The organism is Proteus vulgaris (assembly GCF_033708015.1).
Taxonomy (GTDB): Bacteria; Pseudomonadota; Gammaproteobacteria; order Enterobacterales; family Enterobacteriaceae; genus Proteus.
The window spans coordinates 2,314,912-2,333,233 of the sequence record NZ_CP137920.1 but is presented as its reverse complement, the minus strand read 5'-3'; the positions used below and the strand labels follow the sequence as shown (position 1 = coordinate 2,333,233).

General features: G+C 35.4%; 15 protein-coding genes and 5 tRNA genes. 14 read left to right on the top strand and 6 right to left on the bottom strand.

The window, feature by feature from the left end; all coding sequences use genetic code 11:
* Positions 1 to 159 precede the first annotated feature (159 nt).
* The 10 genes from SB028_RS11090 to SB028_RS11045 all read left to right on the top strand — a co-directional run bounded on the left by SB028_RS11090 (position 160) and on the right by SB028_RS11045 (position 7,890).
* Positions 160 to 3,219 (top strand): DUF2339 domain-containing protein, encoded by a 3,060-nt coding sequence (locus SB028_RS11090; RefSeq protein WP_069368943.1) that lies wholly within the window; start codon positions 160 to 162, stop codon positions 3,217 to 3,219.
* A 96-nt stretch (positions 3,220 to 3,315) separates the two neighbouring features.
* Complete coding sequence (locus tag SB028_RS11085) at positions 3,316 to 3,720, top strand: GFA family protein (RefSeq protein ID WP_069368944.1); 405 nt, start codon at positions 3,316 to 3,318, stop codon at positions 3,718 to 3,720.
* Positions 3,721 to 3,926: 206 nt separating this feature from the next.
* The gene (locus SB028_RS11080; RefSeq protein WP_069368945.1) at positions 3,927 to 4,586 is read left to right on the top strand and encodes a LuxR C-terminal-related transcriptional regulator; all 660 of its coding nucleotides are present in this window, start codon (positions 3,927 to 3,929) and stop codon (positions 4,584 to 4,586) included.
* Positions 4,570 to 6,402: an excinuclease ABC subunit UvrC gene (gene uvrC, locus SB028_RS11075; protein WP_069368946.1), complete on the top strand. Its 1,833-nt coding sequence runs from the start codon at positions 4,570 to 4,572 to the stop codon at positions 6,400 to 6,402. The genes SB028_RS11080 and uvrC overlap by 17 nt, the downstream gene beginning before the upstream one ends.
* 55 nt (positions 6,403 to 6,457) lie before the next feature.
* On the top strand, positions 6,458 to 7,006 hold the full coding sequence (gene pgsA / locus SB028_RS11070; RefSeq protein ID WP_069368947.1) for a CDP-diacylglycerol--glycerol-3-phosphate 3-phosphatidyltransferase: 549 nt from the start codon (positions 6,458 to 6,460) through the stop codon (positions 7,004 to 7,006).
* Between the two features lie 141 nt (positions 7,007 to 7,147).
* Positions 7,148 to 7,223, top strand: a tRNA-Gly gene (locus SB028_RS11065).
* Positions 7,224 to 7,248: 25 nt separating this feature from the next.
* Positions 7,249 to 7,322: transfer RNA gene (locus SB028_RS11060), tRNA-Cys, on the top strand.
* A gap of 5 nt (positions 7,323 to 7,327) precedes the next feature.
* Positions 7,328 to 7,414: transfer RNA gene (locus SB028_RS11055), tRNA-Leu, on the top strand.
* Between the two features lie 130 nt (positions 7,415 to 7,544).
* Positions 7,545 to 7,631: transfer RNA gene (locus SB028_RS11050), tRNA-Leu, on the top strand.
* 172 nt (positions 7,632 to 7,803) lie between these two features.
* Positions 7,804 to 7,890, top strand: a tRNA-Leu gene (locus SB028_RS11045).
* Between the two features lie 190 nt (positions 7,891 to 8,080).
* Here SB028_RS11045 and SB028_RS11040 read toward each other — a convergent pair.
* The 4 genes from SB028_RS11040 to SB028_RS11025 all read right to left on the bottom strand — a co-directional run bounded on the left by SB028_RS11040 (position 8,081) and on the right by SB028_RS11025 (position 12,243).
* On the bottom strand, positions 8,081 to 9,112 hold the full coding sequence (locus tag SB028_RS11040; RefSeq protein ID WP_069368948.1) for a glycosyltransferase family 9 protein: 1,032 nt from the start codon (positions 9,110 to 9,112) through the stop codon (positions 8,081 to 8,083).
* Between the two features lie 286 nt (positions 9,113 to 9,398).
* Positions 9,399 to 10,568, bottom strand: a complete 1,170-nt coding sequence (locus SB028_RS11035) for an iron-containing alcohol dehydrogenase (protein ID WP_069368949.1) — start codon at positions 10,566 to 10,568, stop codon at positions 9,399 to 9,401.
* A 226-nt stretch (positions 10,569 to 10,794) separates the two neighbouring features.
* A complete protein-coding gene (locus SB028_RS11030) occupies positions 10,795 to 11,706 on the bottom strand; it encodes an AraC family transcriptional regulator (RefSeq protein WP_069368950.1) in 912 nt (303 codons plus the stop codon).
* Positions 11,707 to 11,871: 165 nt separating this feature from the next.
* Positions 11,872 to 12,243 (bottom strand): DUF305 domain-containing protein, encoded by a 372-nt coding sequence (locus SB028_RS11025; RefSeq protein WP_069368951.1) that lies wholly within the window; start codon positions 12,241 to 12,243, stop codon positions 11,872 to 11,874.
* A gap of 766 nt (positions 12,244 to 13,009) precedes the next feature.
* Here SB028_RS11025 and SB028_RS11020 point away from each other — a divergent pair.
* The 4 genes from SB028_RS11020 (at position 13,010) to SB028_RS11005 (ending at position 15,925) form a co-directional block, all read left to right on the top strand.
* Positions 13,010 to 13,429 (top strand): hypothetical protein, encoded by a 420-nt coding sequence (locus tag SB028_RS11020; RefSeq protein ID WP_069368952.1) that lies wholly within the window; start codon positions 13,010 to 13,012, stop codon positions 13,427 to 13,429.
* A 459-nt stretch (positions 13,430 to 13,888) separates the two neighbouring features.
* Positions 13,889 to 15,118, top strand: coding sequence for a sugar transporter (locus tag SB028_RS11015; RefSeq protein WP_069368953.1), 1,230 nt, complete (start codon positions 13,889 to 13,891; stop codon positions 15,116 to 15,118).
* A gap of 132 nt (positions 15,119 to 15,250) precedes the next feature.
* Positions 15,251 to 15,583: an SMR family transporter gene (locus SB028_RS11010; RefSeq protein ID WP_069368954.1), complete on the top strand. Its 333-nt coding sequence runs from the start codon at positions 15,251 to 15,253 to the stop codon at positions 15,581 to 15,583.
* 33 nt (positions 15,584 to 15,616) lie between these two features.
* A complete protein-coding gene (locus SB028_RS11005; RefSeq protein ID WP_069368955.1) occupies positions 15,617 to 15,925 on the top strand; it encodes a DUF333 domain-containing protein in 309 nt (102 codons plus the stop codon).
* Positions 15,926 to 16,006: 81 nt separating this feature from the next.
* Here the strand turns inward: SB028_RS11005 and dsbB are convergent, their stop codons facing one another.
* Together dsbB and nhaB are read right to left on the bottom strand one after the other, a co-directional pair.
* The gene (dsbB, locus tag SB028_RS11000) at positions 16,007 to 16,531 is read right to left on the bottom strand and encodes a disulfide bond formation protein DsbB (protein WP_069368956.1); all 525 of its coding nucleotides are present in this window, start codon (positions 16,529 to 16,531) and stop codon (positions 16,007 to 16,009) included.
* A 178-nt stretch (positions 16,532 to 16,709) separates the two neighbouring features.
* A complete protein-coding gene (gene nhaB / locus SB028_RS10995; RefSeq protein WP_069368957.1) occupies positions 16,710 to 18,254 on the bottom strand; it encodes a sodium/proton antiporter NhaB in 1,545 nt (514 codons plus the stop codon).
* Between the last annotated feature and the right edge of the window lie 68 nt (positions 18,255 to 18,322).

Sequence of the window (18,322 nt, the reverse complement as noted above, 5' to 3'; positions counted from 1 at the left end):
TGATCATACCTTTTTTTTAAAATTATGTGCTAGGTTTAAATCAAGAGTTCTCAAAATAGGTTATTTAGGAATAAACTAAGATAAATTAGTAAAAATTAAAGTATAACTAAGGGTTAGAGATTAAAATCAAGTGACGCTTAACGCAAAAGGATTAGATTTATGGACGACTTTTTGGCGCTCGTTGTTATAATATTTGTTGTGGTATCTTTGTATTGGCAATACCACGCTTATACAAATAGCAACTCATTGTTGCGTCGAATTAAATGGCTTGAAGAAAAGCTTACTGAGCAACAAGAGAAATTATTTAAGCTATTAAATAAAGACAGTACTGTGGATATTCGCACAGAACTTGACGCTCAGAAAGGCGAAGTTAAGGATGTATCTCGTGATATAAAAAAAGATCCTCAACCAACCGGTTCACCAGCTTCAACTTATCAATCCAAAACAGTTGAACCTATTAACACAATAGAACATGTGCAAAATAAGGTTGAGAATAAAAATGTGCCGGTATATCAACGTGCACAAGTATCACAAGAAACGGCAGTTAATAAAGATTCCCCTAAAAAAGAAAATGCTGTTGTTCAATCTCCTATGGTTAATGATATTAACCTTGAAAACAAACAGTCTAATAAGCCAGAAATATCAACAGCCCCTACGCCTAAAGAGGTTGAGCCTTATCGACCTAAGGTAGCAACAAGTCGTTTTGCTCATCATTACCAAAAAGAGGCAAAACAAACATATGTTAAATCAACATCTGATCAGCTTGTAGAGAATAGAGCGAATGGGGCAAGTGCAAACCTTGTGGGATCGGAAACAGATTATTTAGGGGATGCAACGCCTCAAGCAAATAGACCTGCATCGCAATATCGGCCTAATTTAAATTCTCGTCCAAAACGTCAACAAAAATCGATTTTGGGACTTATTTGGAATTGGGTGGTAACCGGTAATCCGCTGGCTAAAATAGGGATGTTATTACTCTTTTTTGGTCTGTCATATTTACTTAAATACAGTATTGAGAATGAGCTAATCTCAGCATCAACACGTTTAATGATGGCAGGAACAGGATGTTTAGCCTTATTAGGTATTGGCTGGTGGCTTAGAAAGAAAAATCTGATATATGCATTAATTTTACAAGGTGGTGGCATTGGTGGGTTTTACATTACTATTTTTGCGGCCACTAAAATTTATGACTTTATTCCTATTGGCATCGCTTTAGCCATAATGGTTTTTGTTTGTATTGTCAGTGTAATTTTAGCCGTTCTTCATCGAGCAATTAGCTTAGCAGTGTTAGCCTCGCTAGGAGGGTATTTAGCACCTGTTTTATTGTCCACAGGAAGTGGCAATTATATTGCGTTATTTAGTTATTATCTTATTCTTTCAATCGGCATTCTTATTATTAGTCATTGGCAAGTTTGGCGTTTATTAAATCTTATTGGATTTGCTTTTACTTTTGGTATTGGTTTTATATGGGCAATACCAAATTACACTCATGCAGATTATTTACCTTGTCAGCTATTTTTAATTGCAAATTGGTTGATTTTTGGTGTTGCAACGGAACTATCAACACTAAAAAATAAACTGAAACTTAATATTCCTTTTGATGCAACATTACTATTCGGTACGCCATTAATTGGTTTTATTTTCCAACATCGGTTAGCTTCAGAATGGCAATATGGTGTTGCTATTGCTTCATCACTTTATGGGTTAGCTTATTTTGCACTAAGTTGGTTTGCGCTTAAGCGTTATCGTGAAGAGGGTAAATTACTGGCAATTGCCTTCTTTATGCTCTCGGTTACCTTTGCCACTTTAGCCGTACCATTTGCATTCTCTGCTGAATGGACATCGATTGTATGGGCAATTGAAGGGGTAATGATCCTTGCATTTTCTGTTTTACAGCAACAAAAGAAACCAGCTATTGCAGGGACTATTTTAGTTGCTGTTTCTTTTGTTTTATTAGTTAACATGCCTATTATCTCATTAGGTGATTGGCTAATGCTTGTGACACAAGTCATCGTTGTATTTGCTGTCGGAGTATTGTGGTATCAAGCTCGATTTACTCATCTTGATAATCGAGCTATTGGATATGTAACATTATTTATCGCCGCTGTAAGTTGGGGATATAGCGTTTTACTTTTACAAGAATATGGCGAAAATTGGCTCTCTCCAGAAGTAAAATCTATTACCTTTGCTTATATTCTGATGAGTTGTTGGGGCATGTTTTTTGCAGGGAAGAAAACCCAATTTTCTGAGTTGGCAAGTTGCTCTATTTTATTATGGCCGATATCAGCACTTATTATGTTGGTGTACATCTATATTGCAGATTCGTTAATTAATAATTGGTTCAGTGCAATTATCTGGATCACAATTTTTGTGAGTGGTTTCTACTTGCTTAAAGTAAATACGTTATTATCCAAACAAAGGATAAATAAAGCATTGATCCACTGTATGCATCTTATCTTTATTGGCTTATTCTTATTTACTGAAATTATTTGGCTTATGGATGCTACGTACCTTTATGTGAGTTTACATTTTGCTAGTGTTATTTTTGCTATAAGCTTATTTATTGCAATAAGCTATTTGCTAGCAATGAAAATTAATTGGATAAAAGAGTATCAAAATGCTTATTGGATAGTTACTTTACCTATTTTAGGTCTACTGGCTCTTTCATTAATTTTTGCAAACTTTAATGCTGGAACTGAAAGTGGAGTTAAATTTATTCCATTATTTAATTTAATGGATCTAATGGGTATTGTTGGAATTTGGGTTGGTTATAAATTTATTTCATTAATAAAACAATCACCTAAATATCAAGCATTATTGAAAAATAACGTAGCCATATTTAATTACATTATCCCTGCTGCAATTTTTTGGTGGGCAAACGGTATATTATTAAGAGGATTAGTCTTTGCAACAGATATTGATTGGTCGAGTTATGCAATAATTAATTCTAAAGTTATTCAAACAGTATTAGCTATTGTTTGGGCAATTACTGCGTTGGTAACTATGGTGATGGCGACACGTAAGAAGTCACGTTCACAATGGTTTATTGGTGGGGGATTGTTAGCTGTGGTTATCGCTAAACTTTTCTTAATTGATACATCATTAAGTAGTGGATTGCTCAGAGCATTGGCCTTTATTGGTGTTGCAATACTGATTTTATTAATCGGGTATTTCTCACCATTACCACCGAAAAAACAAAGTCATAATACAGGTGTGTAGATAATATTTATGCTTGTATTATGTTTATTTTATAAATTAAATCATGCATATAATCTTAAGTGATTAATGCATGATTTAATGGAAAGGAGAACGAGAATGCATCAAGGTCAATGTTTATGCGGTAAAGTTAAATTATCCACAGCACAAGATATTTCTGAGATCAGTGTTTGTCATTGCAGTATGTGTTTACGTTGGAATGGTGGCCCTGGTTTTTCAATTGATTGTAAATCAGATTTGAAGATTGATGGTGAAGAAAATATAACACGCTATGATTCATCTCTATGGGGAGAACGAGCATTTTGTAATCAATGTGGCTCTCATCTTTTTTATCATCTAAAAGAAAGTCAGACTTATTATGTATCAGCTGGGTTATTCCCTGATGCGAAAGATAGCAAACTGACAATGCAAATTTATATAGATAGCAAGCCTCATTATTATAATTTTGTAGAAAAAACATCAATGCTAACAGAACAAGATATTATGAATATGTTTAATAAATAATATTTTATTTATTAATTTTTTATATTTTTAAAGACTCTTTTCTATATGAGTCTTTTTTATGATTTAATTTTATTAAATAAATCTTAATACGGTGTTAAAAAAGTAATAGGTCGATATTTTTTACTATAGTATGATATTTATATTAAAACTTATGGTAAGTTGATTGAATGCTCTTTGTTATAGTGTAGTTTTGAAGGAGAGAGTTATTGATAAACACATTGATAATAAGTCGAGTTGAAATATTTAGCTTGGGAATAAAAATACTTCTTAGTCAGATCAAAAAAATTAATGTCCGAAAAGTGATGAATGATGAAAATGATGCATTTCGTTATTGTCGACAGTTTTCGGTTAACCTTATTATTATTTACTCAACGCCCTCAGTCTTATTAATTGATTCTATAAAAAAAATAAAACGATCGTCTTCATCAATTAAAATCATTGTTATTTCACCAAAAACAGACTCTATATTATCAATAACACTTCTGCAATTGGGTATTGAGGGATTTATTATTGCTGATACTTCTTGTGAAAATATTTTGCAAGCTATCCGACAAGTTTGTATTGGTCAACGGTATATAAGCCAAGAGTTAGCGATGGAAATCGCGCTAACAAAATTACAACAAGAACTAAATCCTTTACATCATTTGTCTGAAAGAGAGTTGCAAATTATGTCGATGATCATTAGAGGAAAAAAAATCACACAAATTGCAAGTGAGTTGAATATTAATACAAAAACAGTAAATAGCTATCGTTACCGAATGTTTAGTAAACTTAAAATCTCAGGTGATGTAGAATTAACACATATAGCAATACGCTATGGGTTAATTGAGATAGAGAGTCATTTACAAAGTGGAAGACAAATTTGACGCCAAAGCATTCTTAAGCCGAGTCACAGATAAGCCGGGTGTGTATCGGATGTATGATGCGACAGACACAGTGATCTATGTTGGTAAAGCTAAAGATCTGAAAAAAAGACTTTCGAGCTATTTTCGTACACAGGTGAATAGTCGTAAGACCGAAGCTTTAGTGAAGTGTATCGCCAATATTGATGTCACGATCACGCATACAGAAACGGAAGCTTTATTGCTTGAACACAGCTATATCCAGCGTTATCAACCTCGTTATAATGTGCTATTACGTGATGATAAATCCTATCCTTATATCTATTTAAGTGGTGATAAACACCCTAGACTTGCAAGTTACCGCGGTGCAAAACATGCCAAAGGCGAATATTTTGGGCCTTTTCCTAACTCATTTGCAGTAAGAGAAACATTGGCATTAATGCAAAAATTGTTTCCTATTCGTCAATGCGAAGACAGTGTTTATCGCAATCGCTCAAGACCTTGTTTGCAATATCAAATTGGCCGCTGTCTTGCACCTTGTGTAAAAGGCTATGTTTCTGATGAAGAATATGCCCAACAAGTTAATTATGTGCGACTTTTTCTCTCAGGCGATGATACGCAAGTTATTAACGGATTAGTTAAACGTATGGAAGAAGCTAGCCAAGAGTTACATTTTGAAGAGGCAGCTCGTATTCGTGATCAAATTCAAGCCGTGAGGCAAGTGACCGAAAAACAATTTGTCGCCAATATTGGTGATGATCTTGATGTTATCAGTGTTGCTTTTAATGGTGCGATTGCTTGTGTTTATGTTCTTTTTTTTCGTCAAGGTAAAGTGTTAGGAAGTCGGAGTTATTTTCCTAAAGTCCCTGCAAATACCTCAATCGATGAAGTGGTTCAGACTTTTATTGGCCAATTTTATTTACAAGGTAGTGCAATTCGTACTTTGCCAACTGAAATTTTGCTCGATTTTAATTTAGAAGATAAAGCCATTCTTTCTGAATCAATATCTTCAATTGCTGGGCGAAAAATTCAAATTCAGACAAAACCGCGTGGTGATAGGGCGCGCTATTTGAAATTAGCTAGAACAAATGCAGCAACAGCTTTAGCTTCAAAACAAGTCGAGCAATCGACAATTTCACAACGTTATACCTCTTTAATGTCTCTTCTTAATATGAAAGAGATAAAACGAATGGAATGTTTTGATATTAGTCACACTATGGGAGAGCAAACTGTGGCTTCATGTGTAGTATTTGACATGAATGGCCCACTAAAATCTGAATATAGGCGCTATAATATCAGTGGTATTACTCCTGGTGATGATTATGCGGCGATGAATCAAGTGCTCACTCGACGTTATGGCAAATCATTAGAAGATAGTAAGGTTCCTGATATTATTTTCATCGATGGTGGTAAAGGACAATTAGCACAAGCAATAGAGGTATTTGATGCTCTTAATGTTGATTGGGACAAATCACACCCTAAATTAATTGGTGTCGCAAAAGGGAGTGATCGTAAAGCAGGGCTTGAAACTTTATTTTTTGTGCCTGAAGGTGAAGGAATGGCGTTACCTTCTGATTCACCGGCATTACATTTGATCCAACATATTCGTGATGAATCGCATCGTCATGCAATAACGGGACATCGTCAACGTAGAGCAAAGGTAAAAAATACCAGTTCACTGGAGTCTATTGAAGGTGTAGGGCCTAAGCGTCGTCAAATGTTGTTGAAATATATGGGAGGACTACAAGCTTTACGAGATGCAAGTATTGAAGAAATTGCGAAAGTCCCCACAATTTCGACTGCATTAGCAGAAAAAATTTTTAATGCGTTGAAACACTAAGTGTATTGATGCACCATATTAATAACTCTCACTTTTCTAGGTCGTGTAGAACGCTATGCAACTAAATATCCCAACTTGGCTAACTCTATTTCGTGTCGCTCTAATTCCATTCTTTGTTTTGGTGTTTTATTTACCATTCAAAGATGCACCATTAGTTTGCGCCATTATTTTTATGGTAGCCGCTGCAACAGACTGGTTTGATGGTTTTTTAGCTCGTAGATGGAAACAAACTACCCGCTTCGGTGCTTTTCTTGACCCAGTAGCGGATAAAGTAATGGTTGCAACAGCACTTGTTTTAATCACTGAGCATTATCATGAGTGGTGGATAACCTTACCCGCAGCAACAATGATTGCTCGTGAAATTATAATCTCTTCACTAAGAGAGTGGATGGCTGAATTAGGAAAACGTAACAGCGTTGCAGTTTCTTGGATAGGAAAAGTGAAGACGACAGCACAAATGGGATCTCTTGTTGTGTTATTATGGCGACCTACTGTTGAAGCTGAGTGGTTTGGATTCGCTTTATTATATATCGCAACAGTGTTGACTTTCTGGTCAATGTTTCAATATTTGAGCGCTGCGTGGTCAGATTTGCGCGAAGGTTGATCGAAATGACTGAAAATTCACCGAACAGTCAAAAAGATGCAAATATAGTGTTGACTAGATTCAGGAAATCAGTAGAATGCAACGCATCGAAAGGCACAACGGTTTACAGAAATAAATAAGTAAATCAGCAAGTTCGGTAAAGCGGGAATAGCTCAGTTGGTAGAGCACAACCTTGCCAAGGTTGGGGTCGCGAGTTCGAGTCTCGTTTCCCGCTCCAATCTCTGATGAGATTGAGTAGTTGAGGCGCGTTGGCAGAGTGGTCATGCAGCGGATTGCAAATCCGTGTACCTCGGTTCGATTCCGGGACGCGCCTCCATTAATGCCCAGGTGGTGAAATCGGTAGACACAAGGGATTTAAAATCCCTCGGCTGTAAGGCTGTGCGGGTTCAAGTCCCGCCCTGGGCACCATCTCTTTTAATAAAAGAGTTTGGTGCAAAAAAGAAAGTCCATTAAAAATGGCATTGTTGAGAAGTCAATAAGTCGTCCATACCAGTATTTATCTTAGTAATAAGAACTTACGGGCGCACCACAGAATTTAGCCCAGGTGGTGAAATCGGTAGACACAAGGGATTTAAAATCCCTCGGCTGTAAGGCTGTGCGGGTTCAAGTCCCGCCCTGGGCACCATATAAATACGGACCTTATCCTAGGTCCGTTTTTTCTTCCTCTATCAAAAAGTTAGTGAGTGATAGAAGGTAAGAAATAATGTGAGTTATTTTAGATTTAGATGATTTAAATTTATTTGTTATTTAGCTTGTTTGATACACAAATAATAAGCATAACAAGTAAATACAATTTAGCCCAGGTGGTGAAATCGGTAGACACAAGGGATTTAAAATCCCTCGGCTGTAAGGCTGTGCGGGTTCAAGTCCCGCCCTGGGCACCATATAAAAAAGCGGACCTCATTGAGGTCCGTTTTTTTGATCATAAAAAAGTAAAAATTAGATCAAATATATTATCTTATTGCTACTTAAATATAATTTTATCAATGTGATGGGGGAAATAAAAAATCACCTTATCAGTTGTCGTAATAGGGTGATTTAGATTTAGTATTGTTTCTTATGAGTTATCGACAATTAGCTATTTGCATTTAAATCAATAACGCGCTCTCTTAGTGTAATAAAACGAGTCAATACATCGTCTATCGTAAGAAGCCCTACATTATCTTCAGGTGCCTTCAGTACTTCACTGGCAATATGCCACGGTCCCCAAAAATCTGCATCACTATTACCAAACATCGCGACTGTTGGCACACCAACACCGACTGAAATATGTAATGCACCACCATCGCTGGTTAGCATCTGATCACATAAGGACATACCCGCCATTAATTCTCTAAGATTTTGTGTAGGTACTGGCGTAATAAGGATATCTTTACACTGTTCAAGGATAAACTGTGCTTTTTCATCATCACCAGGGTGCTGTTTATTATCGTTGTTTCCTGGCGACCAAAAGAGAAGAATTTGGCATTTTTCGCGTTGTGTTAATTGATGCGCTAACGCGATAAATTTTTCTGCTTGCCAACGTTGTTGTGGTTTACGTGAACTGATTTGTAGGCCGTAAACAGGAATGTTTTCAGCTATCTTAATGCGTTGACGAATGGCAGAGATCTCTTCATCTTTGACATATAATTTTAAAGGACCGGCTTTTTTTTCTATTCCCAGAGGATGGGCGAGTTGACAGAACAACTCAGCAATATGGCCTTTATGAGTTGGTGTTGGAATTGGATCTGTCACTGCCGAAGGCGCGTCATCGCCAATAGCGATAATACGCTTAGCACCAGATAATTTTGCCCATTGCAGTGCTCTTTTCGCCCAATGATCACGCGCTACAATCGCAATATCATAATGCTGACGACGCATATCAAAAATAATTTTCAAGCGACTCAAAATAAGCTTTAAGGATGATTGTCCTGATTTTTTATGATGTAACTTACTGTAAATATGTACATTCCCGACGGAAGGATTACCTTCCAGAATGGCTTGATTATAAGAGTTTACTAGCAGGTCTATTTTTGTATTATATTCACGGGCAAGAACGTCAATTAATGGTGTTGTCAGTATTAAATCACCAATGTTATCTCTTTGTATTATTAATATTTTTGGCATAATTATATATATATATTTGGATGAGAAGATTCATTACTGGTAAGCATGACTTCATCAGTAATTATATTAAATATTTATGATTATAAACGATTCGATATGCAGAGGCATCTTTATTAGAGAGTTAATCTAATTTTTGGAGAGGGTGTGAGAAGAGGATAAGCTCAAATGCTGTGCAATTGATAATACGATGACTATTTTTTTAGATAATCATCGTATTTATTATATGCCTTAAATGGAATTTATCGTTAGTGACTAAAACTGTGTTTATAATGGTATTGACGAATAATTAAAAACACGCTTCCAAAATATCGAGCACATCTTTAGTCGTTAGCTTTTTATAGCCTCTACCCAGAATTGTGGTTGATTGTGCAATTTCAGGAAGCATCTCTCTTGTTGCACCTAAAGCTTTTAATGATGTAATAATGCCGCATTCCTTTGTAAAACGTTCTAGAGCATCAATACCTTCAAGAGCAATTTGATCTTGCGTTTTTCCTTCTGCGGAAATACCCCATACCTGAGTTGCAAATCGTACAAATTTCTCTATACCAAACTTATAGATGAAACGATAATAAGGCAGAGAAATTGCTGCAAGTCCCATTCCATGAGCACAGTCTGTATAAGCCCCTAATTGATGTTCAATCATATGAACTTGCCAATCTTGCGTTTTTGATAATCCTGTGAGGGTGTTTAATGCAAGTGTTGCATTCCACATAAGATTACTTCTTGCTTCGTAATCATTTGGATTTTTAAGTGCTATACGTAAATTATCAATTGAAGATTTTAATAAACTTTCAATTAGATAATCGGTTGTATTTGCACCTTGATCAGAAAAATATTGCTCCATCAAATGCGACATAGTGTCAAAAACACCACTGACCATCTGATACTGAGAAACAGAAAAAGTATATTCTGGGTTTAAAATGGAGAACTTAGGATATGCATTTGCAGGAAATACACGTCCGATTTTATATTTAGTTTCTTCATGGGTGATCACTGAGCCACCATTCATTTCAGAGCCAGTGCCTACCATGGTAAGAATTGATGCGACAGGAACAATTTTATTTGTTACATCTTGATATTCAACCCAGTATTTTTGAAAAGGATCTTCATTTTCACAATAAGCTGAAATGGAAATCCCTTTCGCACAATCAATGACGGAGCCACCACCAACCGCTAAGATTAAACTGACATTGTGTTCACGAACTAATTGAGCACCTTCCATCATTTTTTTATAAGTTGGGTTCGGCATGACGCCTGATAATTCAACAATATTTTTACCTGCATGGCGAAGTATTGCTATAACATCATCATAGAGTCCATTCGATTTAATCGCGTTACGGCCATACATCAGCATAACTGTTTCGCCATAATGTGATAATTCATCATTTAATTTAGCAAGGGAGTTCTTACCAAAATGAATGGTGGTTGGATTATAGTAAGAGAAATCGAGTTGCATTTGGATATCCTATTACCAGATTAAAGAGGATCTAATCAAAGTTTATTGTGCTTTTAACTTCAAATAAGATAGGAATAGATTAATTGTTGAGGAGAATGCTATCGCTTTTGTAGTTAGAAATGAATGTCTGATCTTCTTAGTCTCTTGCCTATTTTTCCAAAAAACGAAAATACGGATTATGAATAATATACATTAGGTAAGAGAGAGAATAAGAGAGTTATAACGGTTAAATACGATCCGTTTCTTTAAGCATCTTTATATCTGTTGCCGGTGGAGCTCCGAATAATCTGCTATATTCACGACTAAACTGAGAAGGGCTTTCATAACCCACGCGGAAAGTTGTTGTTATTGCACCTAAATTTTCCGTTAACATTAATCGGCGAGCTTCACTCAGTCGTAATTTTTTTTGGAATTGGAGCGGTGTCATTGATGTCATTGTTTTAAAATGAGTATAAAAAGCAGATTTGCTCATTCCAGAGCACAAAGCCAATTCATTGATATTTAGTGGTTTTATGTAATTGTTTTTTAACCAATCAATTGCTTTCGCTATTTGATGACTATGACTACCCGCGGTGACGATTTGATTCAATCGTTCACCTTGCTCTGTAACAAGTAGACGATAAAAAATTTCACGCTTTATACCTGGAGCGAGAATTTTAATGCTATTAGGTTCATCAAGAAGAGTGAGTAAGCGAATAAAGGCATTGACTAAAGGCTCTGATAATTCGCCAATAGCAATTCCTTTTTGAGCATTTGAATCAGAGTTAAATGTTAATTCACTATCAACGATGAGTTGTGATATTTCTTGCAAATCTAACTCCATAACTAGCCCTAAAAACGGTTTTTCATTACTCGCTTTCATAATATTCGCCATAACGGGGAGTTCTATTGAAGAAATTAAAAAATGGCTGGCATCGTAAATAAAGCTTTCTTCGCCCAAGATCACTCTCTTTTCACCTTGGGCAATTAAACATATTCCTGATTTGTGAGTGTGGCTAGTAATTGGTGTAGGAGAAGTCCAGTGTGTCAGCGTTAATCCCGGGATCGGGGTTTTTAATTGATTAGTATCATAAGTCCATTTTTCTATCAGCATAGCGAGTTTTTGAGTTAATGACGCCATGTTTTCTAAATTATTCATATGGACTCCATACTGGATAAAGCGATTAATATTGTAGTCGTCACAAAATTATAATATATGAGATGAATATTAGAAAATTATTTGATTTATTTCTAATAATAAACTGGAAGGGAATATTAAAAATAAAGTAGGCTGCGCCTAATAAATCACAGCCTTATGAAGTTATTATTTATTATTTTTATTTTTTTCTAACCATTTTTGCATTTGCTCTATTTCAGGGCCTTGTGCATCAATAATAGCTTGGGCGAGTTTACGCATTTCAGGATCGGTACCGTATTTCAGCTCAATTTTAGCCATATCAATGGCGCCTAAGTGGTGTGCAATCATGCCATCAGCAAATGCAACATCTGCATTATTAGTATTCATTCCTTTTGCCATATCGGCATGCATTTTGTTCATGGAATCATTGAGCTCTTTTTGCATTGGTGAACTGCCATGAGGTGTATCCATATTCATGTTCATATGAGTATTATTTGCCATTGCACCAAAAGAGATGACGCTCATTAAAATAACCGTAGCAGGTAAGATTTTTTTCATAACAGTTTCCTTTGATTTATCGTGAAATTGTTATCACTTTAAAGATTCCCCTTAGGGGAAGGTCAATGTTGTTATTCAAAGTTTAATGTTCTTTACTTTTAATGACGTAATTACAAAATAGCCTTTTAATCTATTTTATTTCAATTGGTTATATACCCATATTCAAATTGATATCATCGGAGTTTCTTGGCAAAAAAGAAGATTAATACTAACTGTTCTTATTTTAAATATGTCATTATAAAGTTATATTATTGATGCAATATAATAGCAGGTTATATGAAACATTAAACTCCAACACAGTCTATGTCTCAAGTACACTCAAAGATCGGGCATGAGTTATTTATTAATATTCGCTTCCAGAAGTATAAATAATATCGGGTAACATAAGTTTAATATCACTTATTGGTTTAATTTTTGATGAAGGCTTATTTAGAATAATCAAGATAATTAAGAATAAGTTGTTAAATAAGTAAAATAGATCATATTTTATCCATATTTCATTTTTTATAGAAAATAGGCATAATTTAAATTATATTGCGTGTTGTTCTAAAAAATAAATTTATTAAATAAAATTTATATATTATTTAATGCTAATCAAGTAAAATTAGGTGCTTTTTCTATAAATAAAAATAAATAGAACTGTATACCTCCGTAATAAAATGTAAAAAATAAAAAGAATCGTAATCCAGATTGAACCTAATTTATTTTAATTATATAAATTAAAAATAAATCTTGAAAAAGATATGGTTTATATGTGGAGTTTACGATGAAACAGATACTTATTATTGCAGGAGGGATTTTATCGCTGACTATAATACTGGCTATTCTTGTCGCTATTCTGATTGTGTCTGTCGTTAAAGAAAATAGCGATGAGTTTTTGAATGAAAGTTGCGAAGTGATTGAAAATTCGTCATCAACAGTACGTAAAACCCTTTCTACGGTAGAGGCAAAACGCGATACGCTTATGGCGGTTTATCAATCTAAAGATAATTATGGAAGTTGTCAGCAGTTAACTGAAAAGTTAGATGATGTTGAAAAAGCACTCTCTAATGGAAATTTAATCCTACCACGAGCAGCAAAAGAACAAATCTTGACGATCAAAAATGATTTTGATGGTTCAACATCACCGATGAAAAACATTGCTTGCAAGCAAGCACTCCAAGTTATTAATGACTTAAGTCAGTGATCTCATTATCCCCTCTATTTTTATTTATCTTTTATCCGATAGTAAGATTATTTTCGGCGATTAAATTAATATTTCTTAACTTAATCCAATGAATATACAATATATTTTTCTTAAAAACAGTCTGTTTTTCTTCTTCGACATAAAATAGTGATAGGTTATCTATATTGATAATCTTGCTATTAGACGATTATGTTAACGTTAAAAAGAAGTGGCTAAGGGGATTTAAAGTCGTGATATGAATATGCTAAAATTGATAGCTGATTCGCTTTAGCAGCGAGATTTAGTGATAAGTTGGTTTATTTTTTGTTTTTAATAAAATGCATTTTCATTTTTATGCTATTTTTTATTTTTAATATTATAAATCTATTTTAGCTAGAGTAAGAAAAGCAAATCGGATAAAAGCTCCGATAAAAAGCATAGTATATATATCAATATAATTTAAGAAAACATCAATTAATTATGAATATCGCGACATCAAATGTAAATGAAGTTAGCCGTCAAACAGCGTGGATCAGGGTAATAATATTATCATTCGCGGCTTTCGTTTTTAATACAACAGAGTTTGTTCCTGTTGCACTGCTAAGTGATATTTCTGAAAGCTTCGATATGCTTCCTGCCCAAACAGGTTTAATGATCACAATATATGCTTGGGTTGTTGCTTTAATGTCTCTTCCTTTAATGATTATGACGAGTAAAGTTGAGCGACGTAAGTTACTTATTATTTTATTTATGCTCTTTATTTTAAGTCATATTTTATCTGGCGTAGCATGGGATTTTAAATCGCTGTTAGCAGGGCGTATTGGTGTCGCTTTTTCTCATGCCGTATTTTGGTCTATTACCGCATCACTGGCTATTAGGGTGGCACCTGCTGGTAAGCGCGCTCAGGCGTTAGGTTTATTAGCGACAGGAACTGCATTAGCAACCGTACTTGGTTTACCTTTAGGCCGTGTAGTTGGACAGTGGTTAGGATGGCGTGCAACATTTATGGGAATTGGCGTTTTAGCTTTACTGACCATGTTTGCGTTAATGCGTTATTTACCTCTGTTACCAAGTGAGCATTCAGGATCACTAAAAAGTGTACCTGTGTTATTAAAACGTGGCCCACTCATGGGCATTTTTCTGCTAACAGTGATCGCGGTTACTGCGCATTTTACTGCTTATAGTTATATCGAACCTTTTGTGGTCGATATCGCACATTTAGATCAAAACTTTGCTACCTTAGTGTTACTTATTTTTGGTGGTGCAGGCATTGTGGGTAGTGTTTTGTTTAGTCGATATAATGCTAAAATGCCTACATCTTTCTTGTTCTTTGCCTTAATTTTGCTGACATTTTGTTTAAGCTTATTAATGATGAGTAGCCAAAATTTAACGTCATTTATTATACTGATTATATTTTGGGGGATCGGCTTTATGTGCATTGGTCTTGGAATGCAAGTCAAAGTGATTGATTTAGCCCCTGATGCAACAGATATCGCTATGTCTATTTATTCTGGCATTTTTAATATCGGTATTGGTGCCGGAGCATTGATTGGTAATCAAGTTATTTTACATGCCGGAATGACAAACATTGGCTATGCAGGAACAATATTAAGTGTTATTGCAGTGATTTGGTGTGGTTTTATTTTTAACCGCTATCGTGTCTCTATGGGGGGAAAACCCCGAGAAAAGAATCAACTTCATCAACACTAAATAAGCATTTCCACGGTAAAAGGCACTTATTCAATAAGAAGAGTGCCTTTTTATTTGTTGTAGATAAATATCCTCAATCTCGCTTGTGATAGAATTCACAAAATTGACTTTGTATAGGATTAAGACGAAAAAATGAATGGATTAACTTACCTAATGTTGGCAATTATATCAGAAGTTATTGCGACAACAATGCTGAAAGCTTCTGATGGTTTTAGCCGATTATATCCTTCTATTGTCGTCGTCATTGGTTACTGTCTTTCTTTTTGGGCACTTTCTCAAGTGGTAAGAGTCATGCCATTAGGTATTGCTTACGCAATATGGAGTGGGTTAGGAATAGTTTTAGTTTCTGTTGCTGCTGTGTTTCTCTATCAACAAAAACTCGATTTACCTGCCATTATTGGGATGAGTTTAATTATTGCTGGTGTTTTAGTGATAAATCTACTTTCAAAAAGTGCTTCACACTAATAGGTATAACAGGAAGAAATTAGGGTGTCTTTGATGCAAAAGAAATTTAAAACAGCGGGTTATCTATTTATATTAGCTAGCTTTGCTTTTATTGCAGGATGCAGTCATTCAGCGCAGACACAACATTCATCTACACAAATGGTGAGTAAAAGTCGAACAATACCGACAACCAGCCTTGATATTCCCTTAGAAGAATCAGCCAAGGCAACCTGTGTTTTTTCAGGTGGCGTGCCTTCTTTAAACTATGAATTACATGGCGGTCAGACACCAGTGTGTCAATTTGCGAATGGTAAGCGTTGTAGTGAACAAGCTTTAATTGAAGGGGCTTGTATTCCTGGTTAAAGCTTATTTGGGATTGAATGCTTAATCACCATTTCTCTATGATAAAAATAGCCCTTAGTTTATTGCTAAGGGCTATTTTCTTTATTCTTTTGTTTTAAAAGAACTTGTTATTTGGCTCATTAATACTAATAAACCGACAACAAAATAAGCAGAGAAAATAATCAGCATCCATTGTGGCATTTCTAAAGTTAAAAATTGCCATTGACTGACAGAACAGTCACCCGTTGCTTGGAATACCGCAGGGAACCAATCTTGCAGGGCAAACCATGAAGGTAAAGTAACAAAAAAGTCACAGGTTGCAAAAGGTGATGGATTCAGAATAAGTTGTGTATGCTCCCAAGAAAGTTCAATTCCTCGGTATGCGGAATAAATCCATAAAAAACCACCTGCCATGCGCATAAGTGCCATTTTAGGCGCAGATGCCCCAATCAATGCAGCAACTAAGATCCCTAATACCGCGATGCGCTGATAGACGCACATTACACAAGGCATTAATTCCATTCCGTACTGAAAATACAATGCAGCACCTTCAAGACCTATTGCTGTTAATGCAAGCAATAGCCATGAAGAACGGCTTTGTGACCAGTGACGAAGAGAAGTCAGCATAATAATATCCATTTAAATATTAAATAAAATAAGTATCTATTCTGCCCAAAAATCAAGAGCAAAAAAAGTTAGAACCCGTTATTTCACAAATATTTACATTTAAGCTTTTTTTAATGAAGAAAATAGGACTTTTATTTAATAAAAGTCCTATTTATGTAGTGTAACTGTGGATCTATTGTTACGGAATAGCAACTAAACCAATTTCATAGAACCAATGTGTTGCAGGAACAAGCCAAAACTCAACGGCGAGTAAGCCAAGCAATGTCATTACAATCGTATACGGCAGAGCCATTATCACCATACGGCCATATGATAAACGGATGAGTGGTGATAGTGCTGATGTTAATAAGAATAGGAATGCGGCTTGACCATTTGGGGTTGCAACAGAAGGTAAGTTTGTACCTGTATTAATAGCAACACCAATATGTTCATATTGTGATTGGCTAATTAATCCATCTTGCAATGCGGTTAAAGCTTCACTGATATAAACTGTACCCACAAACACGTTATCTGAAATAGCAGAAAGTAGACCATTAAAGAGGTAAAAAAGAGACAGTTGTGAAGATTCTGAAGCTTGAAGAACAAACTGAATAATAGGGCCAAATAATTGCTGATCGATAATAACCGCAACAATAGAGAAGAAAACGGTCAATAATGCAGTGAAAGGCAAGGCTTCTTCAAATGCTTTACCAAGAGCATGTTCTTCTGTGATCCCACAAAATGCAGTGGCAAGAATAATAACAGATAAACCGATAATACCGACTTCTGCTAAATGGAGTGCTAAAGCAATAATCAACCAAATACCAATTAATGCTTGGATCATCAGTTGTGCTTTTTCTTGAGAAGTGCGTTTTTCACTGTTTTTCTTGTCGTATTCAGTAAGAACTTTACGAACTAAATCAGGTAATTCAGCACCATAACCAAAGAGTTTAAAACGCTCTACAAAGTAACACACAGCAAGACCCGCAAAAAAAACAGGGATCGTGACGGGTGACATTCTGATAAAAAAGGTTACAAAATCCCACTCTAAATGTTTTGCAATAATCAGGTTTTGTGGTTCACCCACCATGGTCATTACGCCACCTAATGCAGTACCTACACCAGCATGCATCATTAAGCTGCGTAAAAAAGCACGGAATTGTTCTAAAGTTTGTTTTTTTTCTGCAGTATCAATAAATCCATCATTATTTAATTCTGCCCCTGATTGATTAGAAGCAAAATTATGATAAATAGAGTAGAAACCGAGAGAGACACTGATTACAACCGCGATAACGGTTAAAGCATCTAAAAAAGCAGATAAAAAGGCACTTGCGAAGCAAAAGGCAATAGATAACATTCGTTTAGAACGAATGGATAACAGCAGTTTCGTAAAAGCAAACAGCAATAATTGCTTCATAAAATAGATACCCGCAACCATAAAGACAAGAAGCAAAATCACTTCAAGGTTGTTGGCAATTTCATGACCAATCTGTTTTGGGCTTGTCATACCAATGATGACGGCCTCAATAGCAAGTAATCCTCCGGGTTGTAACGGGTAACACTTTAGCGCCATAGCCAGTGTGAAAATGAATTCTACAACTAATAGCCAGCCGGCGACAAAAGGGTCAATAAAGAAAAAAATAAGTGGGTTGATAATTAAAAAAGTAATAATAGCAAGCTTATACCAATCTGGGGAGTTTCCCATAAAATTCTTTAGTAGTGCTTGTCTTATACTCATATCCATTAGGTTTCTCATCCTCCAAACAGAGATTTTAAGCGCAATGATGCGCAATCTAACCATAGTACGCGCTA